The sequence below is a fragment of the Streptomyces sp. Root1304 genome (genome assembly GCF_001426405.1).
Classification (GTDB): domain Bacteria; phylum Actinomycetota; class Actinomycetes; order Streptomycetales; family Streptomycetaceae; genus Streptomyces.
In genome coordinates this window covers 145,209-169,845 of the sequence record NZ_LMEP01000026.1, presented here as the reverse complement: position 1 = coordinate 169,845, position 24,637 = coordinate 145,209, and the positions used below count along the sequence as shown (strand labels likewise).

23 protein-coding genes and 2 pseudogenes are annotated in these 24,637 nt (G+C 72.6%); 18 read left to right on the top strand and 7 right to left on the bottom strand.

The features are described from left to right. The 7 genes and pseudogenes from ASD33_RS36630 to ASD33_RS30015 form a co-directional block, all read left to right on the top strand. A pseudogene (locus ASD33_RS36630) lies at positions 1 to 368 on the top strand (hypothetical protein); the annotation flags it as partial. A 1-nt stretch (position 369) separates the two neighbouring features. Beyond that, positions 370 to 1,524 (top strand): annotated as a pseudogene (locus tag ASD33_RS34650) (hypothetical protein); the annotation flags it as partial. Positions 1,525 to 1,638: 114 nt separating this feature from the next. Continuing rightward, positions 1,639 to 2,574 carry a hypothetical protein gene (locus ASD33_RS30035; RefSeq protein ID WP_056567574.1) on the top strand — a complete coding sequence of 312 codons (936 nt, stop codon included), beginning with the start codon at positions 1,639 to 1,641 and terminating at the stop codon, positions 2,572 to 2,574. Positions 2,575 to 2,676: 102 nt separating this feature from the next. Continuing rightward, entirely contained in the window at positions 2,677 to 3,645 is a 969-nt protein-coding gene (locus tag ASD33_RS30030) for an ATP-binding cassette domain-containing protein (RefSeq protein ID WP_056567572.1), read from the top strand. Positions 3,646 to 3,648: 3 nt separating this feature from the next. Next, entirely contained in the window at positions 3,649 to 4,428 is a 780-nt protein-coding gene (locus tag ASD33_RS30025) for an ABC transporter permease (protein WP_056567569.1), read from the top strand. Positions 4,429 to 4,616: 188 nt separating this feature from the next. Continuing rightward, positions 4,617 to 5,786, top strand: a complete 1,170-nt coding sequence (locus tag ASD33_RS30020) for an ABC transporter ATP-binding protein (RefSeq protein WP_056567567.1) — start codon at positions 4,617 to 4,619, stop codon at positions 5,784 to 5,786. Beyond that, positions 5,783 to 6,619, top strand: a complete 837-nt coding sequence (locus ASD33_RS30015) for an ABC transporter permease subunit (protein WP_056567564.1) — start codon at positions 5,783 to 5,785, stop codon at positions 6,617 to 6,619. Before ASD33_RS30020 ends, ASD33_RS30015 begins: the two co-directional genes overlap by 4 nt. A 41-nt stretch (positions 6,620 to 6,660) precedes the next feature. On the opposite strand, the gene ASD33_RS30010 is transcribed toward ASD33_RS30015, so the two are convergent. Further along, a complete protein-coding gene (locus tag ASD33_RS30010; RefSeq protein WP_056568125.1) occupies positions 6,661 to 6,987 on the bottom strand; it encodes a hypothetical protein in 327 nt (108 codons plus the stop codon). Positions 6,988 to 7,185: 198 nt separating this feature from the next. Here ASD33_RS30010 and ASD33_RS30005 point away from each other — a divergent pair, with 198 nt between their 5' ends. Next, complete coding sequence (locus ASD33_RS30005) at positions 7,186 to 8,220, top strand: LLM class flavin-dependent oxidoreductase (protein WP_056567561.1); 1,035 nt, start codon at positions 7,186 to 7,188, stop codon at positions 8,218 to 8,220. Between the two features lie 170 nt (positions 8,221 to 8,390). On the opposite strand, the gene ASD33_RS30000 is transcribed toward ASD33_RS30005, so the two are convergent. Then, positions 8,391 to 8,783: an SCO5389 family protein gene (locus ASD33_RS30000; protein WP_015036224.1), complete on the bottom strand. Its 393-nt coding sequence runs from the start codon at positions 8,781 to 8,783 to the stop codon at positions 8,391 to 8,393. A gap of 249 nt (positions 8,784 to 9,032) precedes the next feature. On the opposite strand from ASD33_RS30000, the gene nucS reads away from it, so the two are divergent. Beyond that, on the top strand, positions 9,033 to 9,704 hold the full coding sequence (gene nucS / locus ASD33_RS29995; RefSeq protein WP_056567558.1) for an endonuclease NucS: 672 nt from the start codon (positions 9,033 to 9,035) through the stop codon (positions 9,702 to 9,704). 95 nt (positions 9,705 to 9,799) lie between these two features. Here the strand turns inward: nucS and ASD33_RS29990 are convergent, their stop codons facing one another. The 3 genes from ASD33_RS29990 to ASD33_RS29980 form a co-directional block, all read right to left on the bottom strand. Continuing rightward, positions 9,800 to 12,484, bottom strand: coding sequence for an ATP-binding protein (locus tag ASD33_RS29990; protein WP_056567555.1), 2,685 nt, complete (start codon positions 12,482 to 12,484; stop codon positions 9,800 to 9,802). Positions 12,485 to 12,673: 189 nt separating this feature from the next. Beyond that, positions 12,674 to 12,997: an STAS domain-containing protein gene (locus ASD33_RS29985; RefSeq protein ID WP_015036221.1), complete on the bottom strand. Its 324-nt coding sequence runs from the start codon at positions 12,995 to 12,997 to the stop codon at positions 12,674 to 12,676. A 126-nt stretch (positions 12,998 to 13,123) separates the two neighbouring features. Continuing rightward, positions 13,124 to 13,972 (bottom strand): 3-hydroxyacyl-CoA dehydrogenase family protein, encoded by an 849-nt coding sequence (locus ASD33_RS29980; protein WP_056567552.1) that lies wholly within the window; start codon positions 13,970 to 13,972, stop codon positions 13,124 to 13,126. Positions 13,973 to 14,193: 221 nt separating this feature from the next. On the opposite strand from ASD33_RS29980, the gene ASD33_RS29975 reads away from it, so the two are divergent. From ASD33_RS29975 to ASD33_RS29965, 3 genes are all read left to right on the top strand, one after another. Further along, complete coding sequence (locus ASD33_RS29975) at positions 14,194 to 15,162, top strand: EamA family transporter (protein ID WP_063991937.1); 969 nt, start codon at positions 14,194 to 14,196, stop codon at positions 15,160 to 15,162. Then, positions 15,159 to 15,923 carry a hypothetical protein gene (locus ASD33_RS29970; RefSeq protein WP_056567549.1) on the top strand — a complete coding sequence of 255 codons (765 nt, stop codon included), beginning with the start codon at positions 15,159 to 15,161 and terminating at the stop codon, positions 15,921 to 15,923. The genes ASD33_RS29975 and ASD33_RS29970 overlap by 4 nt, the downstream gene beginning before the upstream one ends. A gap of 62 nt (positions 15,924 to 15,985) precedes the next feature. Beyond that, positions 15,986 to 17,134 carry a cysteine desulfurase family protein gene (locus ASD33_RS29965; RefSeq protein WP_056567546.1) on the top strand — a complete coding sequence of 383 codons (1,149 nt, stop codon included), beginning with the start codon at positions 15,986 to 15,988 and terminating at the stop codon, positions 17,132 to 17,134. Here ASD33_RS29965 and ASD33_RS29960 read toward each other — a convergent pair. Continuing rightward, positions 17,113 to 17,751: a TetR/AcrR family transcriptional regulator gene (locus tag ASD33_RS29960; RefSeq protein ID WP_056567542.1), complete on the bottom strand. Its 639-nt coding sequence runs from the start codon at positions 17,749 to 17,751 to the stop codon at positions 17,113 to 17,115. The genes ASD33_RS29965 and ASD33_RS29960 overlap by 22 nt on opposite strands. Before the next feature lie 88 nt (positions 17,752 to 17,839). Between ASD33_RS29960 and ASD33_RS29955 the strand changes: the two genes are divergently transcribed. The 3 genes from ASD33_RS29955 to ASD33_RS29945 are packed head-to-tail and all read left to right on the top strand — an operon-like array spanning position 17,840 to position 19,959. Then, entirely contained in the window at positions 17,840 to 18,613 is a 774-nt protein-coding gene (locus ASD33_RS29955) for an ATP-binding cassette domain-containing protein (protein ID WP_056567538.1), read from the top strand. A gap of 10 nt (positions 18,614 to 18,623) precedes the next feature. Then, entirely contained in the window at positions 18,624 to 19,373 is a 750-nt protein-coding gene (locus ASD33_RS29950) for an ABC transporter permease (protein WP_056567536.1), read from the top strand. Between the two features lie 13 nt (positions 19,374 to 19,386). Then, the gene (locus ASD33_RS29945; protein WP_056567534.1) at positions 19,387 to 19,959 is read left to right on the top strand and encodes a cob(I)yrinic acid a,c-diamide adenosyltransferase; all 573 of its coding nucleotides are present in this window, start codon (positions 19,387 to 19,389) and stop codon (positions 19,957 to 19,959) included. On the opposite strand, the gene ASD33_RS29940 is transcribed toward ASD33_RS29945, so the two are convergent. Then, positions 19,879 to 20,529 carry a hypothetical protein gene (locus ASD33_RS29940; RefSeq protein WP_056567531.1) on the bottom strand — a complete coding sequence of 217 codons (651 nt, stop codon included), beginning with the start codon at positions 20,527 to 20,529 and terminating at the stop codon, positions 19,879 to 19,881. The two genes, ASD33_RS29945 and ASD33_RS29940, sit on opposite strands and share 81 nt — an antisense overlap. 151 nt (positions 20,530 to 20,680) lie before the next feature. Between ASD33_RS29940 and ASD33_RS29935 the strand changes: the two genes are divergently transcribed. The 3 genes from ASD33_RS29935 to ASD33_RS29925 all read left to right on the top strand — a co-directional run bounded on the left by ASD33_RS29935 (position 20,681) and on the right by ASD33_RS29925 (position 24,534). Further along, on the top strand, positions 20,681 to 21,913 hold the full coding sequence (locus tag ASD33_RS29935; RefSeq protein ID WP_079045093.1) for a histidine kinase: 1,233 nt from the start codon (positions 20,681 to 20,683) through the stop codon (positions 21,911 to 21,913). Then, positions 21,910 to 22,563, top strand: a complete 654-nt coding sequence (locus ASD33_RS29930) for a response regulator transcription factor (RefSeq protein WP_056567527.1) — start codon at positions 21,910 to 21,912, stop codon at positions 22,561 to 22,563. Before ASD33_RS29935 ends, ASD33_RS29930 begins: the two co-directional genes overlap by 4 nt. A 210-nt stretch (positions 22,564 to 22,773) precedes the next feature. Further along, the gene (locus tag ASD33_RS29925; RefSeq protein WP_056567525.1) at positions 22,774 to 24,534 is read left to right on the top strand and encodes a glycoside hydrolase family 18 chitinase; all 1,761 of its coding nucleotides are present in this window, start codon (positions 22,774 to 22,776) and stop codon (positions 24,532 to 24,534) included. The last annotated feature ends 103 nt before the right edge of the window (positions 24,535 to 24,637 follow it).

The window sequence follows — 24,637 nt, the reverse complement described above, 5'->3', positions numbered from 1 at the left end:
CGGACGGGGAGCAGGTCCTCGACGAGGCCCGCAAGGCCGCCGACAAGCGCCGCAGCGACGCCGCCGAGCAGGCCGACGCCCTCATCGCCGAGGCCACCACCGAGGCGGAGCGGATCGCGCGGGAGTCCTCCGCCGAGGCCGAGCGGCTCACCGCCGAGGCGGTCGAGCTGATGGAGACCACCGAGCAGGACGCCCTGCGGCTCCGTACCGAGGCCGAACAGGTCAAGATCGACGGGGAGGCGCACGCGCAGGCCCTGCGGAACGCGGCCCTCGCGGACGGGGAGCAGGTCCTCGACGAGGCCCGCAAGGCCGCCGACAAGCGCCGCAGCGACGCCGCCGAGCAGGCCGACGCCCTCATCGCCGAGGCCNGCGGACGGGGAGCAGGTCCTCGACGAGGCCCGCAAGGCCGCCGACAAGCGCCGCAGCGACGCCGCCGAGCAGGCCGACGCCCTCATCGCCGAGGCCACCGCCGAGGCCGAGCGGATCGCCCGCGAGTCGACGGCGGAGGCCGAGCGGCTCACCCGTGAGGCGGGCGAGCTCGCGGACGCCGTGACGGCGGACGCCCGCGCCGAGGCGGAGGCCACCGTGGGCTCCGCGCGGCAGGACGCGGAGCGGATCCGTGCCGAGTCGGAGCGGCTCGGCGCGGCGGCCGAGGCGGCCGCCGAGCAGATGCGCGCGGAGGCCCGCGAGGAGGCGGACCGGACGCTCGACGACGCCCGGGAGGCCGGCGCGCGGAAGCGTTCGGACGCGGCGGAGCAGGCGGACCAGCTCGTCGCCAAGGCCCAGGAGGAGGCGCTGCGCGCGACCACCGAGGCCGAGACGCAGGCCGACACGATGGTCGGCGCGGCCCGTAAGGAGGCCGAGCGGATCGTGGCCGAGGCGACCGTCGAGGGCAACTCGCTGGTGGAGAAGGCCCGTACGGACGCGGACGAGCTGCTGGTCGGGGCGCGCAGCGACGCGACGGCCATAAGGGACCGGGCCGAGGAGCTGCGGGGCCGCATCGAGGGCGAGATCGAGGACCTGCACGAGCGGGCGCGCCGCGAGAGCGCCGAGCAGATGAAGACGGCGGGCGAGCGGGTCGACAACCTGGTGAAGGCCGCGACGGAGCAGCGCGCCGAGGCGGAGGAGAAGGCCAAGGAGCTGGTGTCCGAGGCGAGTTCGGAGGCGAGCAAGGTACGCATCGCCGCCGTGCGGAAGGCCGAGGCTCTCCTCAAGGAGGCCGAGCAGAAGAAGGCCTCGCTCGTCGCGGAGGCGGAGGGCATCAAGGCCGAGGCCGAGCGCATCCGGGCGGAGGCGCTGGCCGAAGCGGAGACGACGGTCGCCGAGGGGCAGCGCGAACTGGAGGTGCTCGTGCGGCGCCGCAAGGACATCAATGCCGAGATCTCCCGTGTCCAGGACGTACTGGAGGCGTTGGAGTCTTTCGAGACGCCGTCGGCCGGTCCCAAGTCCCCGGGAGCGGTGGGTGCGAAGGCGGGCGCGTCAGCGGGTTCCACTCGTTCGGGTGGCAAGTCCCAGGACGGCTAGCCACTCAAAAGGCTGGACATTCTCCAGATCAAACGGGCATACGCTCGATGACACGCCGCTTCGGCCCCTAGGATTCCCTCTAACACCTCACCGGTCTCATTCGACAGGAAACCCATGAGCGACACATCCTCCCCCTTCGGCTTCGAGCTCGTGCGGCGCGGTTACGACCGCGGTCAGGTGGACGACCGCATTACCAAGCTCGTGTCCGACCGCGACAGCGCCCTGTCCCGCATCACCTCCCTGGAGAAGCGGATCGAGGAGCTCCACCTCGAGACGCAGAACGCCCAGGCCCAGGTCACCGACGCCGAGCCGTCGTACGCGGGGCTCGGCGCCCGGGTCGAGAAGATCCTCCGGCTCGCCGAGGAGGAGGCGAAGGACCTGCGTGAGGAGGCCCGTCGCGCCGCCGAGCAGCACCGCGAGCTGGCCGAGTCGGCCGCCCAGCAGGTGCGCAACGACGCGGAGTCGTTCGCGTCGGAGCGGAAGGCGAAGGCCGAGGACGAGGGCGTCCGGATCGTCGAGAAGGCGCAGGGCGAGGCCAACACGCTGCGCGCCGAGGCGCAGAAGGACGCGCAGTCGAAGCGCGAGGAGGCGGACGCCCTCTTCGAGGAGACCCGCGCCAAGGCCGCCCAGGCCGCCGCGGACTTCGAGACCAACCTCGCGAAGCGCCGCGAGCAGTCGGAGCGGGACCTGGCCTCGCGTCAGGCGAAGGCCGAGAAGCGCCTCGCGGAGATCGAGCACCGCGCGGAGCAGCTCCGCCTGGAGGCCGAGAAGCTGCGTACGGACGCGGAGCGCCGGGCCCGTCAGACGGTGGAGACGGCGCAGCGCCAGGCCGAGGACATCGTGGCCGACGCGAACGCCAAGGCCGACCGGATCCGTTCGGAGTCGGAGCGCGAGCTCGCGGCGCTGACGAACCGCCGCGACTCGATCAACGCGCAGCTGACCAACGTCCGCGAGATGCTGGCGACGCTGACCGGTGCCGCGGTGGCGGCGGCCGGCTCGCCGATCGACGACGAGCGCGCGGCCGGTGTCCCGGCCCAGCAGTCCCGCTGAGGCGTCGCCCTGACGCCGCAGCGGTAACGACCGCGTAGCGTCGCCCCGAACCCCTCGTCATTCCGGTGGCGGGGGGTTTTGCGCGCCCGTAGGTTGGTACGCATGATCGAGCTTGAGGGCCTGACCAAGCGCTACGGGGCGAAGACCGCGGTCGACCATCTCTCCTTCCGGGTGCGTCCTGGTGTGGTCACCGGCTTCCTCGGGCCGAACGGGGCGGGCAAGTCGACGACGATGCGGATGATGCTGGACCTGGACAACCCGACGAGCGGGAGGGTCCGGATCGACGGGAAGCACTACCGGGAGCTCGCGGAGCCGCTGAAGTACATCGGGGCGCTGCTCGACGCCAAGGCGATGAACGGCGGCCGTTCGGCGTACAACAACCTGCTGTGTCTGGCTCAGTCGAACCGCATCCCGGAGAGCCGGGTGAGCGAGGTGCTGGACCTGGTGGGTCTGACGCCGGTCGCGCGGAAGAAGTCGAAGGGTTTCTCCCTCGGCATGGGGCAGCGGCTCGGCATCGCGTCCGCGCTGCTCGGTGATCCCGAGATCCTGATGTTCGACGAACCCGTCAATGGTCTGGACCCCGAGGGAATTCACTGGATCCGCAATCTGATGAAGGCGCTGGCGGCGGAGGGCCGGACGATCTTCGTTTCCAGTCATCTGATGAGTGAAATGGCCCTGACAGCCGATCATCTGATCGTGATCGGTCAGGGAAAGCTGCTGGCCGACACCTCGATGGCGGATTTCATCCAGCAGAATTCCCGGAGTTTCGTACGGCTGCGGTCCCCGCAGCAGGAACGGCTCAGGGACGTGCTGCAGGCCAACGGCTTCGTCGCGGTCGAGGCGGGCAACGGCACCCTCGAAGTGGACGGGGCGACCACCGAGAAGCTGGGCGAACTGGCCGCCGGGAGCGGGCTCGTACTGCACGAGCTGAGCTCCCAGCGCGCCTCGCTCGAAGAGGCCTTCATGCAGATGACGGCGGGTGCGGTGGAGTACCACGCGCACGGCACCGATGTACACGGCGGCGCACCGGCGCCCGGCCCCCAGTGGGGCACGACCTCCCAGGGGGCCTGAACGATGGCAGCGGTATCCGCGGTTCTGCGGTCCGAGTGGACCAAGATCCGGACGGTGTCGTCGACCGTCTGGACGCTGGCGAGCGCCCTCCTCGTCACGGTGGCGATCGGCGCGACACTGTCCGCCGTGTTCAACTCCACCTTCAAGGACCTCAGCGAGGTCGAGCAGGCCACCTTCGACCCGACCCTGGTCAGCTTCTTCGGGATGACCCTGGGGCAGCTGGCGATGGTCGTCTTCGGCGTCCTGGTGGTGGGGACCGAGTACTCCTCGGGCATGATCCGCACCTCCCTGGCCGCCGTGCCGCAGCGCGCGACCTTCCTCTTCTCGAAGGTCGCGGTGGCGGGCGGGCTGGCGTTCGCCACGGGGCTCGCGACGAGCTTCCTCTCCTTCTTCCTGGGACAGGCGCTGCTCGGCGAGCACCGGGCCTCGATCGGCGACGACAACGTGCTGCGGGCGGTGATCGGCGGCGGGCTCTACATGGGCCTGATCGCGCTGTTCTCCATGGGCGTGGCGGCGATGCTCCGCTCCTCGATGCTCTCGCTCGGCATCCTGATGCCGTTCTTCTTCCTGGTCTCGCAGATCCTGGCGGCCGTGCCGAAGGCGAAGGAGGTGGCCCGCTACTTCCCCGACCAGGCCGGATCGAAGATCATGCAGGTCGTCCCGGAGGCCATGAACTCGGAGAAGGCCCCGTACGGCCCGTGGGCCGGCCTCGGCATCATGGTGCTGTGGGTGGTGGCGTCCCTGCTGGGCGGCTATCTGGTGCTGAAGAAGCGGGACGCGTGACCCGGCCGGTTCTTCCCGGATCCCCTGGGGGACAACCCTGATGTTCCCCCCGTAGACCGCCCGGAGGTCGTCTCCGCTTCGCCGGAACCGTCAACGGCTGGATAAGCTCCTAGCTCATACGGGGGGCTTCGGCCTTCGGCCGCCACGCCCCGACATGGATGCGACCGACCTGTCGATGGGGCTGGAGAATGATCGAGGCAGTCGGCCTGACGAAGCGCTACGGCGCCAAGACGGCCGTGTACAACCTTTCCTTCCAGGTGAGGCCCGGTGTCGTCACCGGGTTCCTGGGGCCCAACGGGTCCGGCAAGTCGACCACCATGCGGATGATCCTGGGGCTCGACCGGCCCACCGCGGGGCATGTGACGATCGGCGGCCACCCCTTCCGGCAGCTGCCGAACGCGCCCCGGCAGGTCGGCGCGCTCCTCGACGCCAAGGCCGTGCACGGCGGGCGGAGCGCGCGCAGCCATCTGCTGTCGCTCGCGCAGCTCGCCGGCATCCCGGCGCAGCGCGTCGACGAGGTCCTCGGTGTGGTCGGCCTCCAGGACGTGGCCAGGCGGCGTTCCAAGGGCTTCTCGCTCGGCATGGGCCAGCGGCTGGGCATCGCGGCGGCGCTCCTGGGCGACCCGCAGGTGCTGCTCTTCGACGAGCCGGTCAACGGTCTGGACCCCGAGGGCATCCTCTGGGTCCGCAACCTGATGAAGAAGCTGGCCGCCGAGGGCCGCACCGTCTTCGTCTCCAGCCACCTCATGAGCGAGATGGCGCTCACCGCCGACCACCTGATCGTGATCGGCCGCGGCCAGCTCCTCGCCGACATGAGCGTCACCGACTTCATCTCGGCGAACTCCGCGGACTTCGCCCGGGTGCGGACCCCCGAGGCCGAGCCCGCGCAGCGGGAGAAGCTGACGGCGGCGCTCATGGAGGCCGGCGGCCAGGTCCTCTCCGAGCCGGACGGCGCGCTCCGGGTGACGGGGCTGCCGCTGCCCAGGATCAGCGACCTGGCGCACGGCGCGGACGTACGGCTCTGGGAGCTGTCCCCGCACCAGGCCTCGCTGGAAGAGGCGTACATGCGCATGACCCAGGGCGCGGTGGACTACCGCTCGACCGACGACCGGCTCGCGCACCTCCAGCCGCCGCTGCAGCCCGGCCACCCGGGGTACGGGATGCCGCCGCAGCAGCAGCCGGTGGTGCAGGACGTGCCGCAGCAGGGCTGGTACGCCCCGCCGCCGCCCGGACAGAACCCGTACGCGGGTGCGCCCGGCCAGGCGCCCGCCCCGTACGCGCCTCCGGCCGCCGTGCCGCCGGGCGCCCCGCAGCCGAGCCCCTCTCAGCCGAGCGACACCCCCAAGGACGCCCGATGACCGCCCCCGCACCGCACCACGCCCCGGCGCCGTACACCTACGTCTCCCCCATCCCGGTCCGCAGGGCACACCTCGGTGACGCCCTCGCCTCCGAGTGGACGAAGATCCGCTCGGTGCGCTCGACGCTGTGGACGCTCGGGGTCATGGTCCTGCTGATGCTGGCCATCGGCATGGGTGTCGCGGCCATCGCGGCGAACTCCGGGGAGTCGATGGGCGACGAGTCGGCGCTCACCTTCGGCTTCTTCGGGATGCTGCCGGCCTCGATCTGTGTGATCACCCTCGGGGTGCTGACGATCGCCTCCGAGTACGGCACCGGCATGATCCGTACGACCCTGACGGCCTGCCCGAGCCGGGCGCGGGTGCTCACGGCGAAGGCGATCGTCTTCTTCCTGCTGGTCTTCACGGTCACCACCGCGGTCGCCACCCTGGTGGCGGTCACGCAGGTCGCCCTCGTGGACGGGGCGGCCGAGCCGACGGGTTCCGAGTGGCTGCGGGCGACGGTCGGCGCGGGCGGCTACCTGGCGGTGCTGGGGCTGCTCTCGCTGGCGCTCGGCACGGTCATCCGGCACTCGGCCGGCGCGATCACGGTGATGATCGGCCTGCTGCTGCTGCCGCTGGTGGCGGCGCTGTTCATGTTCAACGAGACGCTGCGGTCGGTGCAGGAGTTCCTCTTCACCTACGCGATCCCCTCGCAGATGATCGCGCTGTACAGCGACACTCCCCCGTTCGGGGACAGCGGCCCGGCGGGCTGGGAGCCGCTGCTGATCATGACGGGCGTCGCGGCGGCCGCGCTGGCCGGCGCGTACGCCCTGATGAACAGCCGGGACGTGTAGGACCCGGGTCGTACGGCCGCGGTGCCCCCGGGCCCCGCGGCTCAGTACCTCGGCGCGTTGCGGGACCGCTGCACCCTGCTGGTGCGGCGGTCCTTCGCGTTCCAGCAGGCCTTGTGCCAGTGGCGCCGGTCGTCGACGCCGCCGTACTCCGGCCAGGCGACCACGTGCGGGGCGCCGCCGGGGATCTCCTGGTCGCAACCGGGGCAGCGGTAGCGCTTGCCGGGCGCGCTCGCCCCGGCGACGAGGCGGACGTACCACTCCTCGCCCTGCCAGGTCTCGCTGCGCTGGGCGCCGCCGTACCGGTCGCCGTCGTCACCCTGCTGTTCGGGCTTCTCGCCGCCTCGGGAACGGTTGTGGCGCGGGGACACGGGCACACCTCACGGGGGTCTGGGAACACGGACCGTTCGTTCAAGCCTACGGGCCGCGACGCGGTGCCCCGGGCCCCGCCCGGGACGGCTTAGCCGAAAATCGCAAGAACTTCATGAACGGCCGTTGCCTTTGGCACGTGTCAGACGTTGTTGCCAGTGCGGGGGGAGATACGCGTCGGCCGCAAGGAGGCAGAAGCGATGCGCGTGGGTACGTTCGTTCTGGCCGCCCAGTTCCCGGGCCAGGGGCAGGGGGAGGCCCTGCACCGGGCGGTGCGGACCGCCGAGGTCGCCGAGGAGGCGGGCCTCGACTCGGTCTGGCTGGCCGAGCACCACTTCGTTCCGTACGGGGTCTGTCCGTCGGCCGTCACCCTGGCCGCGCTGATCCTCGGCCGCACCCGGCGGCTGCGGGTGGGCACGGCGGTGAGCGTGCTGCCGTCCGTCCACCCGGTCGCCCTCGGCGAGCAGGCGGCGCTGCTGCACCTCACCTCGGGCGGCCGGTTCACCCTCGGGGTGGGCCGGGGCGGGCCGTGGGTGGACCTGGAGGTGTTCGGCGCGGGCCTCGGCGCGTACGAGAAGGGGTTCCCCGAGGCACTCGACCTGCTGCTGCGCTGGCTCACCGAGCCGCGCGTGGGCGCCGAGGGAGAACGATTCGCCTTCCGTGAGGTCCCGGTCGTGCCCCGCCCCGACGAGCTGATCGGCGGCGATCCGGCACCCGAGGTCGTGGTGGCCTGCACCTCGCCGAAGAGCGTGCGGCTCGCCGCGGAGCGCGGGCTGCCGATGCTGCTCGGCATGCACTGCGGCGACGAGGAGAAGGCCGAGATGGTCGGGGCCTGGGCGCGCTGCGCGCGGGAGGCCGGACGGGACCCGGACGAGATCGCCCGGATCGGCGCCCAGCACGTCTCGGCGGGGGTGGCGCAGCTCGCCGACCGGGGCGCGGACGCGGCCGAGGCGCTGGTGAAGGCGATGCCGGGCTGGCTGAAGCAGGGCCTGGACGCGCATGTGACGGTCGACGGCCGGCACCGGTCGATGCGGGACCCCGTGGCGTACACGGAGCTGCTGTGCGGTCTGCATCCGGTGGGCACGCCCCGGCGGGCGGCGGACCGGCTCGCGGCGACGGCGGAGCGGACGGGCATCACGCGGTTCGCGCTGCTCGCGGAGGGCTCGGGCGACCTCGCGGCGACCGAGGAGAACGTCCGGCGGCTGGGCGCGGAGGTCCTGCCGCTGCTGGTGTGAGGGCGCATCGGCCGGGGCCGTAGGAGGTACTCGCGCCGGGGCCGCTTCCGCGGCCGGTCCCGGCTCGCTCCCGGCCGGGACTGTGCTGCCGCTCCGCACCTGTCGGCGCCGATGCGCGTCGGCTCGCATCGATCGCGTCCTCCCGCGATACGGAGCGGCAGCACCATGTCTCAGCAGTCGCGCAGTTCCGGCGACTGGTTCAGCAGCTGCCCCCGTACGGACGTGAAGCGGGCGAGCCGCTCGTCCACCGACGGGTCCAGCGGGAACACCGCCACCCGGTGACAGTTCTGGAATGCGAGACGCACCCCGAAGTGCCGCTGCAGCGCACCACGAATGGCATCGCTCGCGAGCGCGCGCAGCAGCTGACCACGTGCCTGCTCATTCGGCGGCGGCGTCTGGTTGTCGGCGAACTCTCCGCCGTCGACCTTCAGCTGGGCCACCAGAGAACTGATCATCTCCCATGCGTAGGGCAGGGAGGTCCGGACGCAGTCGACGAAGTCGGCTTCGTCGACCTCGCCTCGCTCGGCCTGTTCCAACAGCGCCGGTGAGACGTCGAGCGACATGGGTTCTCCTCTCGCGACCCCGCGGACGGGGCCTTGCGGGCAGGGACGAAGGCCGGCCGTACGCCACGCAGCGTGCACGGACGACGACCTCCAGCTTCCACGGTAAGCGCGCAGTCCTGCCCGCACCAGGAGATTGGGAACACAACCGGCTGATAACCGACGGGTGTTCGGCTCAGGACCACTGCAGGGCGGCCTCGGGCCGGTGCCCGAATCGCGCGGAAGAGCGCCCGTCTTGTAGCGTTGCGGACCATGCGTCTCGTCATTGCCCGTTGCTCCGTGGACTACGCGGGCCGGCTCACGGCCCACCTGCCCTCCGCGCCCCGTCTGATCCTGATCAAGGCAGACGGCAGCGTCTCCATCCACGCGGACGACCGGGCGTACAAACCGCTCAACTGGATGTCGCCGCCGTGCACCCTCAAGGAAGGTGTCGACGGTGAGGCCGGCGTCTGGACCGTGATCAACAAAGCGGGCGAGAAACTGATCATCACGATGGAGGAGATCCTCCACGACTCCTCGCACGAGCTGGGTGTGGACCCGGGCCTCATCAAGGACGGCGTCGAGGCGCACCTCCAGGAGCTGCTGGCGGACCGCATCGACACCCTGGGCGAGGGGTACACCCTGATCCGCCGCGAGTACATGACGGCGATCGGCCCGGTCGACATCCTCTGCCGGGACGCGGACGGCGGGACGGTCGCGGTCGAGCTGAAGCGGCGCGGCGACATCGACGGCGTCGAGCAGCTGACCCGCTACCTGGAGCTGCTCAACCGCGATCCGCACCTCGCGCCGGTGAAGGGCGTCTTCGCGGCGCAGGAGATCAAGCCGCAGGCGCGGGTGCTGGCCACGGACCGCGGCATCGACTGCCTGGTCCTGGACTACGACGCGATGCGCGGCATCGAGGACGACAAGCTGCGGCTGTTCTGACGGCGGCGGCGGAGGTACGGGGACGGCCCCGGGTGCGGTGGACGCGCCCGGGGCCGTCCCCGTTCTCCGTACGGCGGTAGGCCCCCGTACCTCCGTCAGGCGGGCGTCTCCGAGTCGGCGGGCGGGCCGCCGAGGGACGAGGAGGCGGAGTTGCTGGGGCTGTTCTCCTCCGTCGCCGGAGGGGCGGTCGTGGTCGTCGGCGGGGTGGTGCTCGGCTCCGGCGAGGTCGTCGGTGACGAGGTCGTCGGCTTCGGCGAGCTGGTCGTCGGCTTCGGTGAACTGGACGTCGGGCGCGGCGGCCGGGTCGTCGTGTTCGGGCTCGTCGGCGGCGCCGTGGTCGTCGCGGGCGCCGTCGTGTTCGTCGGGCTGTCCGAGGTCGACGGGGTGCCGGAGGACGGGCTGCCGGAACCCGTCGGGTCCGTCGGGGAGGCGCTGCCGGAGGCGGACGGGCTCGGGGAGTCCGAACCGGTGGGCTTCCCCGTCTCGCCCGGGTCGCCCTCCTCGCCCTCGGCCGGCACCTCGTCGGTGCCCTCGCCGTCGTCGGGGGCGCCCTCGGTGGCCGAGCTGTCGGTGGTGACGTGGTTGGTGGCCGGATCGTCGCCGTTGCCGGAGGTGGCGCCGAGCGTCACGACGGTGCCGAGGACGGCGACGAGGAGCGCGCCCGCGCCGACGGCGGCCAGGTTGCGGCGGGCGCCGAGCAGGCCGCCCTTGAGGATGCCGCCCTTGGCCGCTCCCCTGCCCGTTCCCTCGTCCTTGCGGCCGGAGTCGGAGCGGGTGAGGAAGGTGGGGCCCTCGTCGGCGAAGTCGGGGAAGGCCGGGACCGGGGTGGGTGCCGGCGTCCGTCCGGTGCCCGCGGGGAGCGGGGCCGGTCGTACGGGCCCGCCGGGCAGCGGGGCCGTGACGGCGGCGGGGCCGGGGCCGGCGGCCGGGCCGCGCAGGGCGGGGGTGCCGCGCGGCGGGGAGAAGGGCTCCTCGGCGCGGACCGGGCCCGTGTGCTCGCCGGAGAGGTCGGCGACGAGGGCGAGCGCCCGGCGGCCGGCGACGGTGCCGCGCTTGTCGGCGAGCACCCCGCGCATCCCGATGGAGGCCTCCAGTTCGGCGCGGGCCCGCTCCAGGTTGCCCGCGCAGAGCGCGAGGACACCCAGCTCGTGGTGGAAGTACGCCTCCTCGGCGACCTCGCCGGTGAGCCGGGCGGCCTCCTGGCCCGCGCGCAGGGCCCGCTCCCAGGCGCCCCAGTGGAGTCCGGCGGCGAAGGCGGGGGCGGCGGCGCGGGCGAGGAGGACGGCGGTGGCGCGGTGCTCGGCGGTGACCTCGGCGTCCGTCTCGGCCGCCGGCACGCCCGTGCCGGGGCCCGCGACGAGGACGGACAGGGCGGCGAGGAGGGCGTCGGACTCGGCGGCGGCCCGCTCCGGGGTGACGGAGGGGTGGGCGGCCCACCAGGCGTAGTGCTGGGCCGCGGTGTGGGCGCGGGCGGCGGCCTCGGGCTCGTACCCCTGGGCGAGGAGCTGGGTGAGGACCCCGTCGGCGAGCCGGTAGCGGGGGCCGACCGGGGAGAGCAGGCCGCAGGCCATGAGTTCGCCGAGGGCGGCGTCGGCGTGGGTGTCGCCGACGAGCGCCGGCAGGTGGGCCTGGTGCGGCACCTCGCCGCCGAGGGCGACGGCGAAGCGGAGGGCGGTCTGGGCGGAGCGGCTGAGGCGGGAGGCGAGCAGGGCGGCGGGGGCGGCGCCCTCGCCGAGGCTCGGCAGGGGTATCTCGCGCAGTTCGACGTCGGGGTCGTCGAGTCCGTCGAAGGCCGCGGCGGCGACGGCGGCGGCCGCCTCGGGGTCGGTGGGCCCGAAGGCCTCTTCGAGGGCGCCGAAGGCGTCGAACTCGGCCGGGGTGACGCGCAGCCGGTCGCGCTGGCGGAGCAGCGCCCCGGCCTGGACGAAGCGCAGCGGCAGTCCCTCGGACTCGAACCACAGGTCGCCCGCCCAGTTGGCCTCCTCGTCGGTGAGGGTGCGGCCGACGGCGCTCTCCAGGAGCTTGAGGGCGGCGCCGCGGCCGAGGCCGGCGAGCTGGATCTCCTCGATGTGCGCGTCGGCGGAGGGGGCCGGGGTGTCGGGTCCCGCGGCGAGGAGGAAGGCGCATTCGGGGGCGGCGGCGAGGAGTTCGTCGAGGGCGGCGCCGCCGAACTCCAGGTCGTCGACGACGACGACGGCGCCGATGTCGCCGAGCAGGTCGAGGAGGTCGGCGCGGTCGGGCCGGTGGTCCGGGGCGTACCGGACGGCGGTGAACAGCTCGCGGAGGAGTTCGAGGGCGGTGCGGTGGTGTCCGGAGAGCCGGATGACCCCGTCGGGCGCGAGGCCCGCGCAGTCGGCGGCGACGGCGTCGAGGAGGGCGGTGCGGCCGGAGCCCGCAGGGCCGGTCAGCCGGGCGGAGCGGCCGCGGCCGAGGATGCCGGCGAGCCGGTCGCGCTGCTCCTGGCGTTCGAGCAGGGGCAGCGGGGGCGCGGCGGGGCCGGGCGGGACGGGCGGGGCCGCGGCGCGGGCGGCCTCGGCGCGTTCCTCGGGGGTACGGGGGCGGGGGGCGGCCGGTTCGCGGCCGGGCGGGCAGGCCTCGATCTCGCTGCCGTCGACGGGGTTGACGGTGACGAGCAGGTCGCCGGAGACGAGCCGGACGACGCGGGCCCGCGCGGGTGCGGGTGCGGCGGCGGGCGCGGGTCCTGGCACGCCGCGGTCCTGGCGGGCCTCCCCCTCGGCGTCGTGACCGTACTCCTCCGACCCAGGGTTGATCGGGTCCATGGTCCAAGCCCCCAAGAAGCGGTGTCCGGTGCCCGCCGGGTGGTTCCGTCAATGTGCAGGCGACCGAACCCTAGACCGTGGTCAGACGCCCGGGAACAGCCGGGGTGCTCCCGAGACCAAGACGTCACGGTCTTGTGAGGATTGAGCGTGACGCCTGTTTCGCACAGCTGCTTCACACGGGTGCGGGCCTCACACGCGGGGCAGGGACTCCAGTGCGAGGCCGCCCTCGATGGCGAGGATGCGGTGGAGCTTGGTGGCGACGAGCAGGCGCTGCATCTGGGGCGGCACTCCGCGCAGGACGAGGCGGCGGCCGCAGCGGCCCGCCCGCCGGTGGGCGCCCATGATGACGCCGAGTCCGGTGGCGTCCCAGGAGTCCAGTCCGGTCAGGTCGAGCACCAGGTCGCCGACTCCGTCGTCGACGGCCGAGTGCAGGACCGTACGGGCGTCCGCCGCGCTGCGGACGTCGAGGCGGCCCCCGACGACCAGCTCGACGTGGTCGCCCCTGATGTGCATATGCGCTCCCCGAGAGTGCTCCGTCTTCACAACGACTGACTGCCTCGACAGCAGAAGCGTTGCGCCTTGTCAGCGAACCGGTACCGAAATTCACCCCACGGGGTGAGGCGGGGTGGCGGGTACGGCTCAGTACTTGTAGAAGCCCTGCCCGCTCTTGCGGCCGATGTCACCCGCGTCCACCATCCGGCGCATCAGCTCCGGCGGTGCGAACTTCTCGTCCTGGGACTCGGTGTAGATGTTGTTGGCGGCGTTCACCAGGATGTCGATGCCGGTGAGGTCGGCGGTGGCGAGCGGGCCCATGGCGTGGCCGAAGCCGAGCTTGCAGGCGATGTCGATGTCCTCGGCGGTGGCGACGCCCGACTCGTGGAGCTTGGCGGCCTCGACGACGAGGGCGGAGATGAGCCGGGTGGTGACGAAGCCGGCGACGTCGCGGTTGACGACGATGCAGGTCTTGCCGACGGACTCGGCGAACGCGCGGGCGGTGGCGAGGGTCTCGTCGCTGGTCTTGTAGCCGCGGACCAGCTCGACGAGCTGCATCATCGGCACCGGCGAGAAGAAGTGGACGCCGACGACGGCCTCGGGGCGCTCGGTGACCGCGGCGATCTTGGTGATCGGGATCGCGGAGGTGTTGGAGGCGAGGACGGCGCCGTCCTTGGCGATCTTGTCGAGCGAGCGGAAGATCTCGTGCTTGACGTCGAGGTTCTCGAAGACGGCCTCGACGATCACGTCCGCGTCGGCGACGGCTTCGAGCTCGGTGGTCGCGGTGATGCGGCCGAGGGCGGCCTCGGCGTCGGCGGCGTCCAGCTTGCCCTTGCCGACGAACCGGTCGTACGAGGCCTTGATGCCGTCCGTACCGCGGGTGAGGGCGGCGTCGGTGACGTCACGCAGGACGACGTCCCAGCCCGCCTGTGCCGAGACCTGCGCGATGCCGGACCCCATGAGTCCGGCCCCGATGACGGCGAGCTTCCTGGCCACGATGTTCCACCCCTTAACGCCTGTTCACTTCTGGCTCTCCGGCGGAGATTAGCGGTCCCCGGGCGCCATGTGACCGTGAAGTAACGCGCGTCACGCCTTCTTTGACGGACGTCACACCCGCGGCACCCCGTTCGGGCACCCGCACGGTCGCCACATACCCTCGGGGGGTATATGGTCGAGCGCACTTGTCCGGTGCCCGCCGCCCGAGAGGAGGTGCCGCCGTGCGCCCGTACACCCTGGGGACCGCTCCCGCTCCGCTGCTCCTGCTGACCGGCATGATCAGCCTCCAGTTCGGCTCCGCCTTCGCCAAGCGCCTCTTCGAGCAGACCGGACCGACCGGCGCGACGCTGCTGCGGCTGGTCATCGCCGCCGCCCTGCTCCTGCTGGTCTCCCGGCCCGCGCCCCGCCTCCTGCGCACCCACTGGCGGCTCCTCCTGCCCTACGGCGCCGTCTTCGCCGTGATGCAGTTCTCCTTCTACGAGGCGACCTCACGGCTCCCGCTCGGGGTGGTGGTGACGCTGGAGTTCAGCGGACCGCTGCTGCTCGCCGCGCTCACCTCGCGGCGGGCGCTCGACCGGGTCTGGGTGGCCCTCGCGGGCGCCGGACTGCTCGTCCTCGGCGGCACCAAGGGCATGGACGACCCGGTCGGCCTGGCCGCGAGCCTGCTCACGGGAGCGGCGCTCACCGGCTACATCCTGCTCGGCGCCCGGGTGGGCAGGGCCGTCCCCGGCGGCTCCGGACTGGCCCTCGGCCTCACGGTCGCCGCCGTCCTCGCCCTGCCGGCCGCACCCGCCCTCGGACTGCCCTCCCCCGGCGTCCTGCTGACGCCGGGGGTGCTGGCGGCGGCGCTCGCGGTGGCCGTCCTGACCACCGTGGTCCCGTTCTCGCTGGAGTTCGCCGCGCTGCGCAGGCTGCCGCCGCGGGTCTTCGCCGTCCTGTCGACGGTGGAGCCGGTCATCGCCGCCCTGGTGGGCCTGGCCCTGCTCGGCGAGCGGCTCTCCTGGTTCCAGTGGGCGGCGGTGCTCTGCGTGGTGGGCGCGGCCGTCGGCACGGGACGCGGCGCGGCGGAGGCCCCCGAGCCCTCCCCCGTACCGCCCGGCCCGTCACCGGCCCCGCCCACCGCCCGGAGCACCCCCTCCCCCGCACCGTCCGATCGATCCCCGTCCCGGAAGAACGGAGTGCACACATGACCAGCCTGTCCCCCTCCCGGCACCGCCCGGCCCCCTCGCCCCGGGTGGCGTCCCTCCTGGAGACCGTCTCCACCACCTCCCGCTCGGCGGTCCTCGTCGCGGGCGGCTACTTCGACACGGCCGCCGGCATCGGCGCCTTCTCGCTCAACTCCTTCGCCCTGGCCCAGGAGACCGGCGCGGTCGCGCGGCGGCTGCACCGGGGCAACAAGGTGCTCTACGACGTCATCGTCAACGACCTCGGGATGTCCTGTTCCACCGACGTCTGCACGCTGCCGGCCGCCGGCTCCGCCGAGACCGACCTCACCCCGCTGAACGCCTCGGCCGCCGAGGCCGGCATCTCCTTCTCCGTCACCCGCGAGCGGAACCTGCGCAACCGGGCCGCCCGCTCGATGAAGCGGCGGCTGGGCGAGCCCGGGGAGCACCCGCTCTTCGCCCGCGAGGGGGACGAGATCGTCTTCCGCTCCCGCCAGTACGCGAAGGTGCTCGCCGGGGTCGTGAAGGACGACCACGTCGTCCCGCGCTGCCCGCTGATCGTCGCCGAGTACTTCGCGCGCTACTTCGCCCGGCTGCGGGCCTTCCCGGACTGCGCCCTGCGGTACGTCGTCGACATCAACTCGCTCGCCGACCGGGACAAGGTGACCAAGGGCGCCGAGATCTATCTGCGCACCCAGGGCTCGCCCGAGGAGGAGATCGTGCTGGTCTTCGCCGACGCGACCTGCGCCGAGCCGCTGGCCCTGACCTACACGGCGTACGACTTCTGACCAGCGCGTCCCGACCGACGCTTTCCGATCCACCGTCACAGCGGAAGAGGGAGAGGACCGGCATGTCCACGATCTATCTCGACCACCAGGCCACCACGCCGACGGACCCGGCGGTCGTGGAGGCGATGAGCTTCGCCGCCACCCAGTGCTACGCCAACCCGTCCAGCCCGCACGCCGCCGGCATCCGAGCCTTCCGCGAGGTCGAGCGGGCGCGCGGGGCCGTCGCCCGGTTCATCGGGGCCGGGCGCAGCGAGATCTGTTTCACCTCCGGGGCGACCGAGGGCAACAACCTCGCGATCAAGGGGGTCGTCCGGCCGGGCGCGCCCCGCCATGTGGTGACGACGGCGGTGGAGCACAAGTCCGTGCTCGACACCTGTCGTTCGCTGCGGGAGGCGGGGCACGAGGTGACGGTGCTGCCCGTCGACGGCGAGGGCCGGGTCGATCCCGCCCGGGTGGCGGCGGCGCTGCGGCCGGAGACCGCGCTCGTCTCGGTGATGCTCGCCAACAACGAGATCGCCACCGTCCAGCCGGTCGCCGCCGTCGCGGCGCTCACCCGGGCGGCGGGCGTCCCGCTGCACTGCGACGCGACCCAGGGGGTGGGTTCGCTGCCGGTGGACGTACGGGAGCTCGGGGTCGACCTGCTGACCTTCTCCGGGCACAAGATCTACGGCCCGAAGGGCGTCGGCGTGCTGTACGTGTCGAACCGGCTCTCGGACCGGGCGCCGCTGGTGCCGCAGCTGCACGGCGGCGGGCAGGAGCGGGGGCTGCGCGCGGGCACCCTCAACACGGCGGCGGTCATCGGCCTCGGCACGGCCGTGGGGGTGCTGGCGGCGTGCCGGGAGGCGGAGGCGCTCCGGCTCGCGGCGCTGCGGGAGCTGTTCCTCGCGGAACTCGCGGACCTCGTCCCGTACGCCCTCAACAGCCGTACGGGGCCGGGCTTCCTGCCGCACGCCGTGAACCTGTCGTTCCCGGACGTGGACGCGCAGCAGCTGCTCCTGGAGGTCGCCGACGTGGCCGTCTCGACGGGGTCGGCGTGCAACAGCTCGGCCCAGGAGCCCTCGCACGTGCTGGGCGCGATCGGCCTGTCGCCCGAGCGCGTCCGGGGCAGCGTCCGGATCTCGTTCGGCCGTTTCACCACGGAGGCGGACGCGGTCCGCGCGGCCCACGCGCTCGCGGCGGTGGCCCGGCGTCAGCCCTCCCGTACGGCGTAGCCGAGGACCCTCTCGCCGAGCAGCTCCTCGATCTCGTCGAGGAGCACGAGGGCCTCGCGGGAGACGGTGGTCGCCCTGCCTCCCTCGGTCATCTCGCGGGTGATGTAGGCGACGACGGTGCTCTCGATCCAGGCGAGCTGCCCGCCGACGAGCAGCGGCAGCGGGTCCTCGGCGGGCGCGCCGGTCTCCTCGCGGAGCGTGGCGACGACGGCGTCGTGGACCTGCTGCTGGACGTGGAAGAGCCGGGCCTTGAGGGTGGGGGCGTGCTCGATGACGTTCATGAAGGCGTCGAAGCCGTCCATGAGCCCGTACGCGGGTGACACCGCCCCGATGTCCTGGCGCAGTTCGCGCAGGACGGCCTGTGCGGCGGACTCGCCCCGGTCGCGGCCGCGGATCATCCGGGCGAGGCGCTGGGTGACGCCGTCCATCCGGTCGAGGAAGAGGTCCTCCTTGGCCGGGAAGTAGTTGTAGACGGTGTTGACGGAGACGTCCGCCGCCTCGGCGACGTCCGCGACGGTCACGGCCACGAAGCCGTGCTCCAGGAAGAGCCCGGTCGCGATGTCCGAGATCCGCTGCTTCGTCTCGCGCTTCTTGCGTTCCCTGAGTCCCTCGGCCATGCCCTCATCCTAGGCTCCCTGAAATTTCGGTGCCCCTGAAATTTTGGGGACGTTGCAAAATTTCAGTGACTCTGTTTTTCTGTTCGCCATGCCCCTCATCAGCACGGCCGGGCTCGCCCGGACCTTCCTCACGAAGAACGGCCCCGTGGAGGCCGTCCGCGGGATCGACCTCACCGTCCGGCCGGGCGAGATCCTCGCCCTCCTCGGCCCCAACGGCGCCGGCAAGACGACCACCCTCCGGATGCTCACCACACTCCTCCCGCCCACCGGTGGCGCCGCCACCGTCGCCGGCCACGACCTCGTACGGGACCCCGCCGCCGTCCGCCGGCGCATCGGGTACGTCGCCCAGTCCGGCGGCCTCGACCCCCAGGAGACCGTCCGCTCCGAACTCGTCATGCAGGGCAGGCTCTACGGCCTGGACCGGGCGCGCGCCCACGCGCGCACCGAGGAGCTCGCGGCCGACCTCGGCCTCACCGCGCTCCTCGACCGGAGGACCCCCGCGCTCTCCGGCGGCCAGCGCCGCCGGCTCGACCTCGCGATGGGACTCACCCACCGCCCCGAGGTCCTCTTCCTCGACGAGCCGACGACCGGCCTCGACCCCGGCAGCCGCGCCGACCTGTGGGCCCTGGTGCGGCGGATGCGCGACGAGCACGGCACCACCGTCGTCCTCACCACCCACTACCTCGACGAGGCCGACGCCCTCGCCGACCGGCTCGTCATCGTGGACGAGGGCACGGTCGTCGCCGAGGACAGCCCCGCGGGGCTCAAGGCCGCGCACGGCGTGAGCACCCTCCAGGAGGCCTTCCTCGCCGTCACCGGCCGCGGCCCCGCCCCCGTCGACGCCACGCCCGTAGCCGTCTAGGAGATCCGTGATGCTGCTCCACGACACCGCACTGCTCTTCGGGCGCTACGCCCGCCAGACCCTGCGCTCCCCGTTCCAGATCTTCTTCGGCGCCCTGATGCCGCTGCTCTACCTGTTCTTCTTCGGACCGCTGCTCACCGGCCTCCCGCTGGGCCGCGAGGGCGACTCCTGGCAGGTCCTCGTCCCCGGCCTGCTGCTCCAGCTCGGCCTCTTCGGCGCCTCGTTCGCCGGCTTCTCGATCATCATGGAGAAGAACTGGGGCGTCTTCGACCGGATGCGGGTCACCCCGGTGAGCCGGCTCGCCCTGCTGCTCGGCCGGGTCCTGCGGGACGCCGCGCTCTTCGTCTTCCAGGCGGTCCTGCTCGTCCTGGTGGCGATCCCGATGGGCCTGCGGGCCCCGGTCGGCGGAATCCTCCTGGGCTTCGGCTTCGTGGCCCTGCTCTCCGCCGCGCTCGCCTCGCTCTCGTACGCGCTCGCCCTGAAGCTGCGCACCCCGCAGGAGTTCGGCCCCGCGATCAACACGCTCGCGATGCCGTCGATGCTGCTCTCCGGGCTGATGCTGCCGATGGCCCTCGCCCCCGGCTGGCTCGACGTGGTCTCGCACCTGATGCCGTTCCGCTATCTGGTGGACGCGGTCCGGGAGGCGTACATCGGCCACTACACGACCCCGGCCATGCTGTACGGGGTGCTCGTCGCCCTCGGACTGACGGCGCTCGCCGTGACGGTCGGCACACGCACGTTCCGGAGCGCCGGTGCGTAACTAGGCTGGGCCCATGGTCAATCTGACGCGCATCTACACCCGTACCGGCGACCAGGGCACCACCGCCCTCGGCGACATGAGCCGGACCGCCAAGACGGATCTGCGGATCTCGGCGTACGCCGACGCCAACGAGGCGAACGCCGCCATCGGCACCGCCGTCGCCCTCGGGCAGCTCGACGAGGAGGTCGTCAAGGTCCTCGTCCGCGTCCAGAACGACCTGTTCGACGTCGGCGCGGACCTCTGCACCCCGGTGGTGGAGGACCCGAAGTACCCGCCGCTGCGGGTCGAGCAGGGTTACGTCGACAAGCTGGAGGCGGACTGCGACCGCTTCCTGGAGGAGCTCGACAAGCTGCGCTCGTTCATCCTGCCGGGCGGCACGCCCGGCGCGGCCCTGCTGCACCAGGCGTGCACGGTGGTCCGGCGGGCGGAGCGCTCCACCTGGGCGGCCCTGGAGGTGCACGGCGAGACGATGAACGCCCTGACCGCCACGTACCTCAACCGCCTCTCAGACCTGCTCTTCATCCTTGCCCGGACGGCGAACAAGGAGGTCGGGGACGTGCTCTGGGTCCCGGGCGGGGACCGCTGACGCCTGCCGCCCGGGCGGCTCGGCGGTCCGCTCGCCGGCCGGGGCCTTCTTCGGCCAGATCGCGTAGCTGAGCGCGATCAGGCCGTGGATGCCCGCCGCCCGCCAGGCGACGAAGATCCAGTCGTACAGACCGTCCGTGTTCCCGTCGTCGCCGACGTACCAGGCGGCCAGGAGCAGCAGCGCGGAGGCGACGGCCGCGGCGACCAGGCTGCCGAGCCAGACCGCGCCCTCGTGGCGGGCCCGGGCCATGCCGTACCGCGGCGGCTTCGCGGGCGGCGGCGCCCCGCCGAGGCGGTGGGCCGCGTGCCCGTCGAGCCACTTCACGGTGCGGTGGCCGTGGCCGACGGTGTAGCCGATGTAGAGGGCGGCGAGGCCGTGCTCCCAGCTGGGGTCGGCACCGTTCTTGAGGTCGATCGCGGTGGCGACGAGGAGAACGATCTCCAGGAGCGGTTCGCACAGCAGCAGGGCCATACCCGCCCGGGGCCTCTTCAGCAGGTAGCGGGTGGCGAGGCCGGCGGCCAGCAGGACCCAGAAGCCGACCTCGCAGACGACGATCAGCGTGACGATCACGGCGTTCCCCTCTCGGTTCCCCTCCAGCGTCCCGTGGCACCGGCCCGGTTTCGTCGTCGGCGGTGACGACGTACGCCTACATCCTTCGACGGAGGCGCGGATCGGCCCGGACGAGGAGGTCCGGGCACGTCGGGGCGTGTTGGATGAGAACGTGACGCTCCCCCGCCCGGTGACGACCCCCCGCCCGAAGACGCTCCCCCGCCCGCACCCCGTCGATCTGCTCATCGCCCTCTCGGGGCTCGCCGTCGGGGTGCTCCTGTGGTCCTTCGGGCTGTACACGACCGGCGACCGCGTCTTCGACCAGCGATGGGCGGCGCTGGTGCCGCTCGCGGTGATGAGCGCCTGCGAGGCCGGACGCCGGACGACGCCGCGGACCGCGCTGACCGTGGGCACGCTCGCGGTCGTCGCGGACCAGTTCACCAACGGGAACCTGGCCACCGTCCTGATGTTCACGGACATCGTCTACGCCGCCGTGGTGTACGGACCGCCCGCCCAGGCCCGCCGCGTCCCCTACACGACCGGGCTGATCACGATCGCGGTGACGATCGGCTTCCTCGTCTGGTGGCAGAACGCGGTGGCCCTGCTCGTCGGGGTGATCACGGGCATGGTCTCGTTCCTGCCCGCCATGACCGGCGCCATCGTCCGCAACCACCGGGAGGCCGCCGAGGCCGCCCGGCTGCGGGCCGAACAGACCGCGCTGCTCGCCGAGATGGACCGGGTCCAGGCGGTGGTGGCCGAGCGGGCCCGGATGGCGCGCGAGCTGCACGACATGGTCGCGAACCACCTCTCCGCCATCGCCATCCACTCCACGGCCGCGCTCTCCCTCGACGAACCGGCCACCACCCGGCAGGCGCTGACCGTGATCCGGGAGAACAGCGTGGCGGGCCTGTCGGAGATGCGGCGGCTGATCGGACTCCTCCGGGACAGCAGCGGCGACACGGAGCCGGCCGCCGCGCCCACCCTCGCCGGTCTGGACGCGCTGGTCGACCAGGCACGGGCGAACGCCCGGCCGAGCGGACTCGTCCTGCTCCTCGACGACACCCGGGAGACCGGCGCGGGCCTTCCGGCGCCGGTGGAACTGGCGGCGTACCGGATCGTGCAGGAGTCCCTGACGAACGCGCTCAAGCACGCGGCGCCCGGCGAGGTCCGGGTGCGGCTCGCCCGGGAGCCGGGAGCACTGACCGTCGAGGTGACGAGTCCGTACGGGGAGCGCCCGGGTCCGACGGCCCCCGGCTCGGGGGCCGGTCTGGTGGGGATGCGGGAGCGGGTGGCCCTGCTCGACGGGGTGTTCGAGGCGGGTCCCGTCACGGACGGCGGGGGACGGAAACGATGGCGGGTCCGGGCGGAGCTGCCCGTGGCCCCGAGCGACGAGGAGCGGGCATGACGGTGCGGGTGGTGGTGGCGGAGGACCAGTCCGCGGTACGGGCGGGGCTGGTGCTCATCCTGGGGAGCGCGCCGGACATCGAGGTGGTCGGGGAGGCGGCGGACGGTGAGCGGGCGGTGGAGCTGGCCCGCGAACTGCGTCCGGACCTGGTCCTGATGGATGTGCAGATGCCCCGGATGGACGGGGTGACGGCGACCGGGATCGTGGTCGCGGAGGGTCTCGCGGACGTCCTCGTGCTGACCACCTTCGATCTGGACGAGTACGTCTTCGGGGCGCTGCGGGCGGGCGCGGCCGGTTTCCTGCTCAAGAACGCGGACGCCAGGGAGCTGATCGAGGCGGTACGGACGGTGGCGCGCGGCGAGGGGCTGATCGCGCCGGCGGTGACCCGGCGGCTGATCGCGGAGTTCGCGGCGGCGGGCCGTCCGGCGCGGGTCCCGTCGGGGACCGATCCCGCCGTGCTCGACGCGCTGACGCCCCGGGAGCGGGAGGTGCTCTCGACGCTCGGCCAGGGGCTGTCGAACGCGGAGATCGCGGTACGGCTGGACATGGCGGAGGCGACGGTGAAGACACACGTCAGCAAGGTGCTGGGGAAGCTGGAGCTGCGGAGCCGGGTGCAAGCGGCCGTACTGGCCCAGGAGTTGGGGGTCTAGCGGCTCACGGCAACGTTGGTCTGGACCTCTTGACGATTGGTCCAGACCTTCCTACGCTCTCGGGGCGCGCGCATCTCCACGGACCACCCCCACCCATGTCCGTCCGCAACTTGAGGAGCACCGTTGAGCACTCAAGCACCGACGCGCAGAACAGGGTTCAGACACCGGGCCGCCGCCGGTCTGACCGCCCTGATCCTGCCCCTGGCCGCCATGGTCGGCCTCGCCACCCCCGCCGAGGCCGCCACCTCGGCCACCGCCACGTACACCAAGACCCAGGACTGGGGCACCGGATTCGGTGCCAGCTGGACGGTCAAGAACACCGGCACCACCGCGATCAGCTCCTGGACCGTCGAGTGGGACTACCCCGCCGGCACCTCGGTGACCTCCGCCTGGGACGCCACCGTCACCAGCTCCGGAACCCACTGGACCGCCAAGAACGTCGGCTGGAACGGAAGCCTCGCCCCCGGCGCCTCCGTCTCCTTCGGCTACAACGGCGCCGGCTCCGGCGCCCCCACCGGCTGCAAGATCAACGGCGCCGCCTGCGACGGCACCACCCAGCCCGGCGACAACCCGCCCTCGGCCCCCGGCACCCCCGTCGCCTCCGGCGTCACCGACACCTCGGTGAAGCTCACCTGGACCGCGGCCACCGACGACAAGGGCGTCAAGAACTACGACGTCCTGCGCGACGGCACCAAGGTCACCACCACCACGGGCCTCACCTACACGGACAACGGCCTCACCGCCGGCACCGACTACAGCTACACGGTCGTCGCCCGCGACACCATCGACCAGACCGGCCCCGCCGCCGGCCCGGTCCCCGTCCGCACCACCGGTGGCGGCGGCGGCACCCCGCCCCCCAACGTCGTGAAGATGGGCTACTTCACCAACTGGGGCGTCTACGGGCGCAACTACCACGTGAAGAACATCGTGAGCTCGGGTTCCGCGTCCAAGATCACCCACATCAACTACGCCTTCGGCAACGTCACGGGCGGCAAGTGCACCATCGGTGACGCCTACGCCGACTACGACAAGGCCTACACCGCCGACCAGTCCGTCGACGGCGTCGCCGACACCTGGGACCAGCCGCTGCGCGGCAACTTCAACCAGCTGCGCAAGCTGAAGGCGAAGTACCCGAACATCAAGATCCTCTGGTCCTTCGGCGGCTGGACCTGGTCCGGCGGCTTCGGCCAGGCCGTGCAGAACCCGGCCGCCTTCGCGCAGTCCTGCTACGACCTCATCGAGGACCCGCGCTGGGCCGACGTCTTCGACGGCATCGACCTGGACTGGGAGTACCCGAACGCCTGCGGTCTGTCCTGTGACACCAGCGGCGCCGCCTCCTTCAAGAACATGATGCAGGCGATGCGCGCCAAGTTCGGCGCCAACTACCTCATCACCGCGGCCGTCACGGCCGACGCCTCCGCCGGCGGCAAGATCGACGCCGCCGACTACGCGGGCGCGGCGCAGTACATGAACTGGTTCAACGTCATGACGTACGACTTCTTCGGCGCCTGGGCGGCGCAGGGCCCGACGGCCCCGCACTCCCCGCTCACCGCGTACCCCGGCATCCCGCAGTCCGGCTTCAACTCCGCCGAGGCCATCGCCAAGTTCAAGGCGAAGGGCGTGCCCGCCAACAAGCTGCTGCTCGGCATCGGCTTCTACGGGCGCGGCTGGACCGGCGTCACCCAGGACGCCCCCGGCGGCACGGCGACCGGCCCCGCGCCGGGCACCTACGAGCAGGGCATCGAGGACTACAAGGTCCTGAAGAACTCCTGCCCGGCCACCGGAACCGTCGCGGGCACGGCGTACGCCAAGTGCGGCAGCAACTGGTGGAGCTACGACACCCCGGCCACGGTCACGTCCAAGATGAGCTGGGCGAAGAACCAGGGCCTGGGCGGCGCGTTCTTCTGGGAGTTCAGCGGTGACACCGGCAACGGCGAGCTGGTCGGCGCCATCAACACCGGCCTGAGCTAGTCCCGGCCCGGAACACACGGAAGCGGGGGACGGCGCAGCACGCCGTCCCCCGCTTCAGCCGTATCAGGCCACATTCACCCTCCCCCGGACTTCGTCCGGGGGG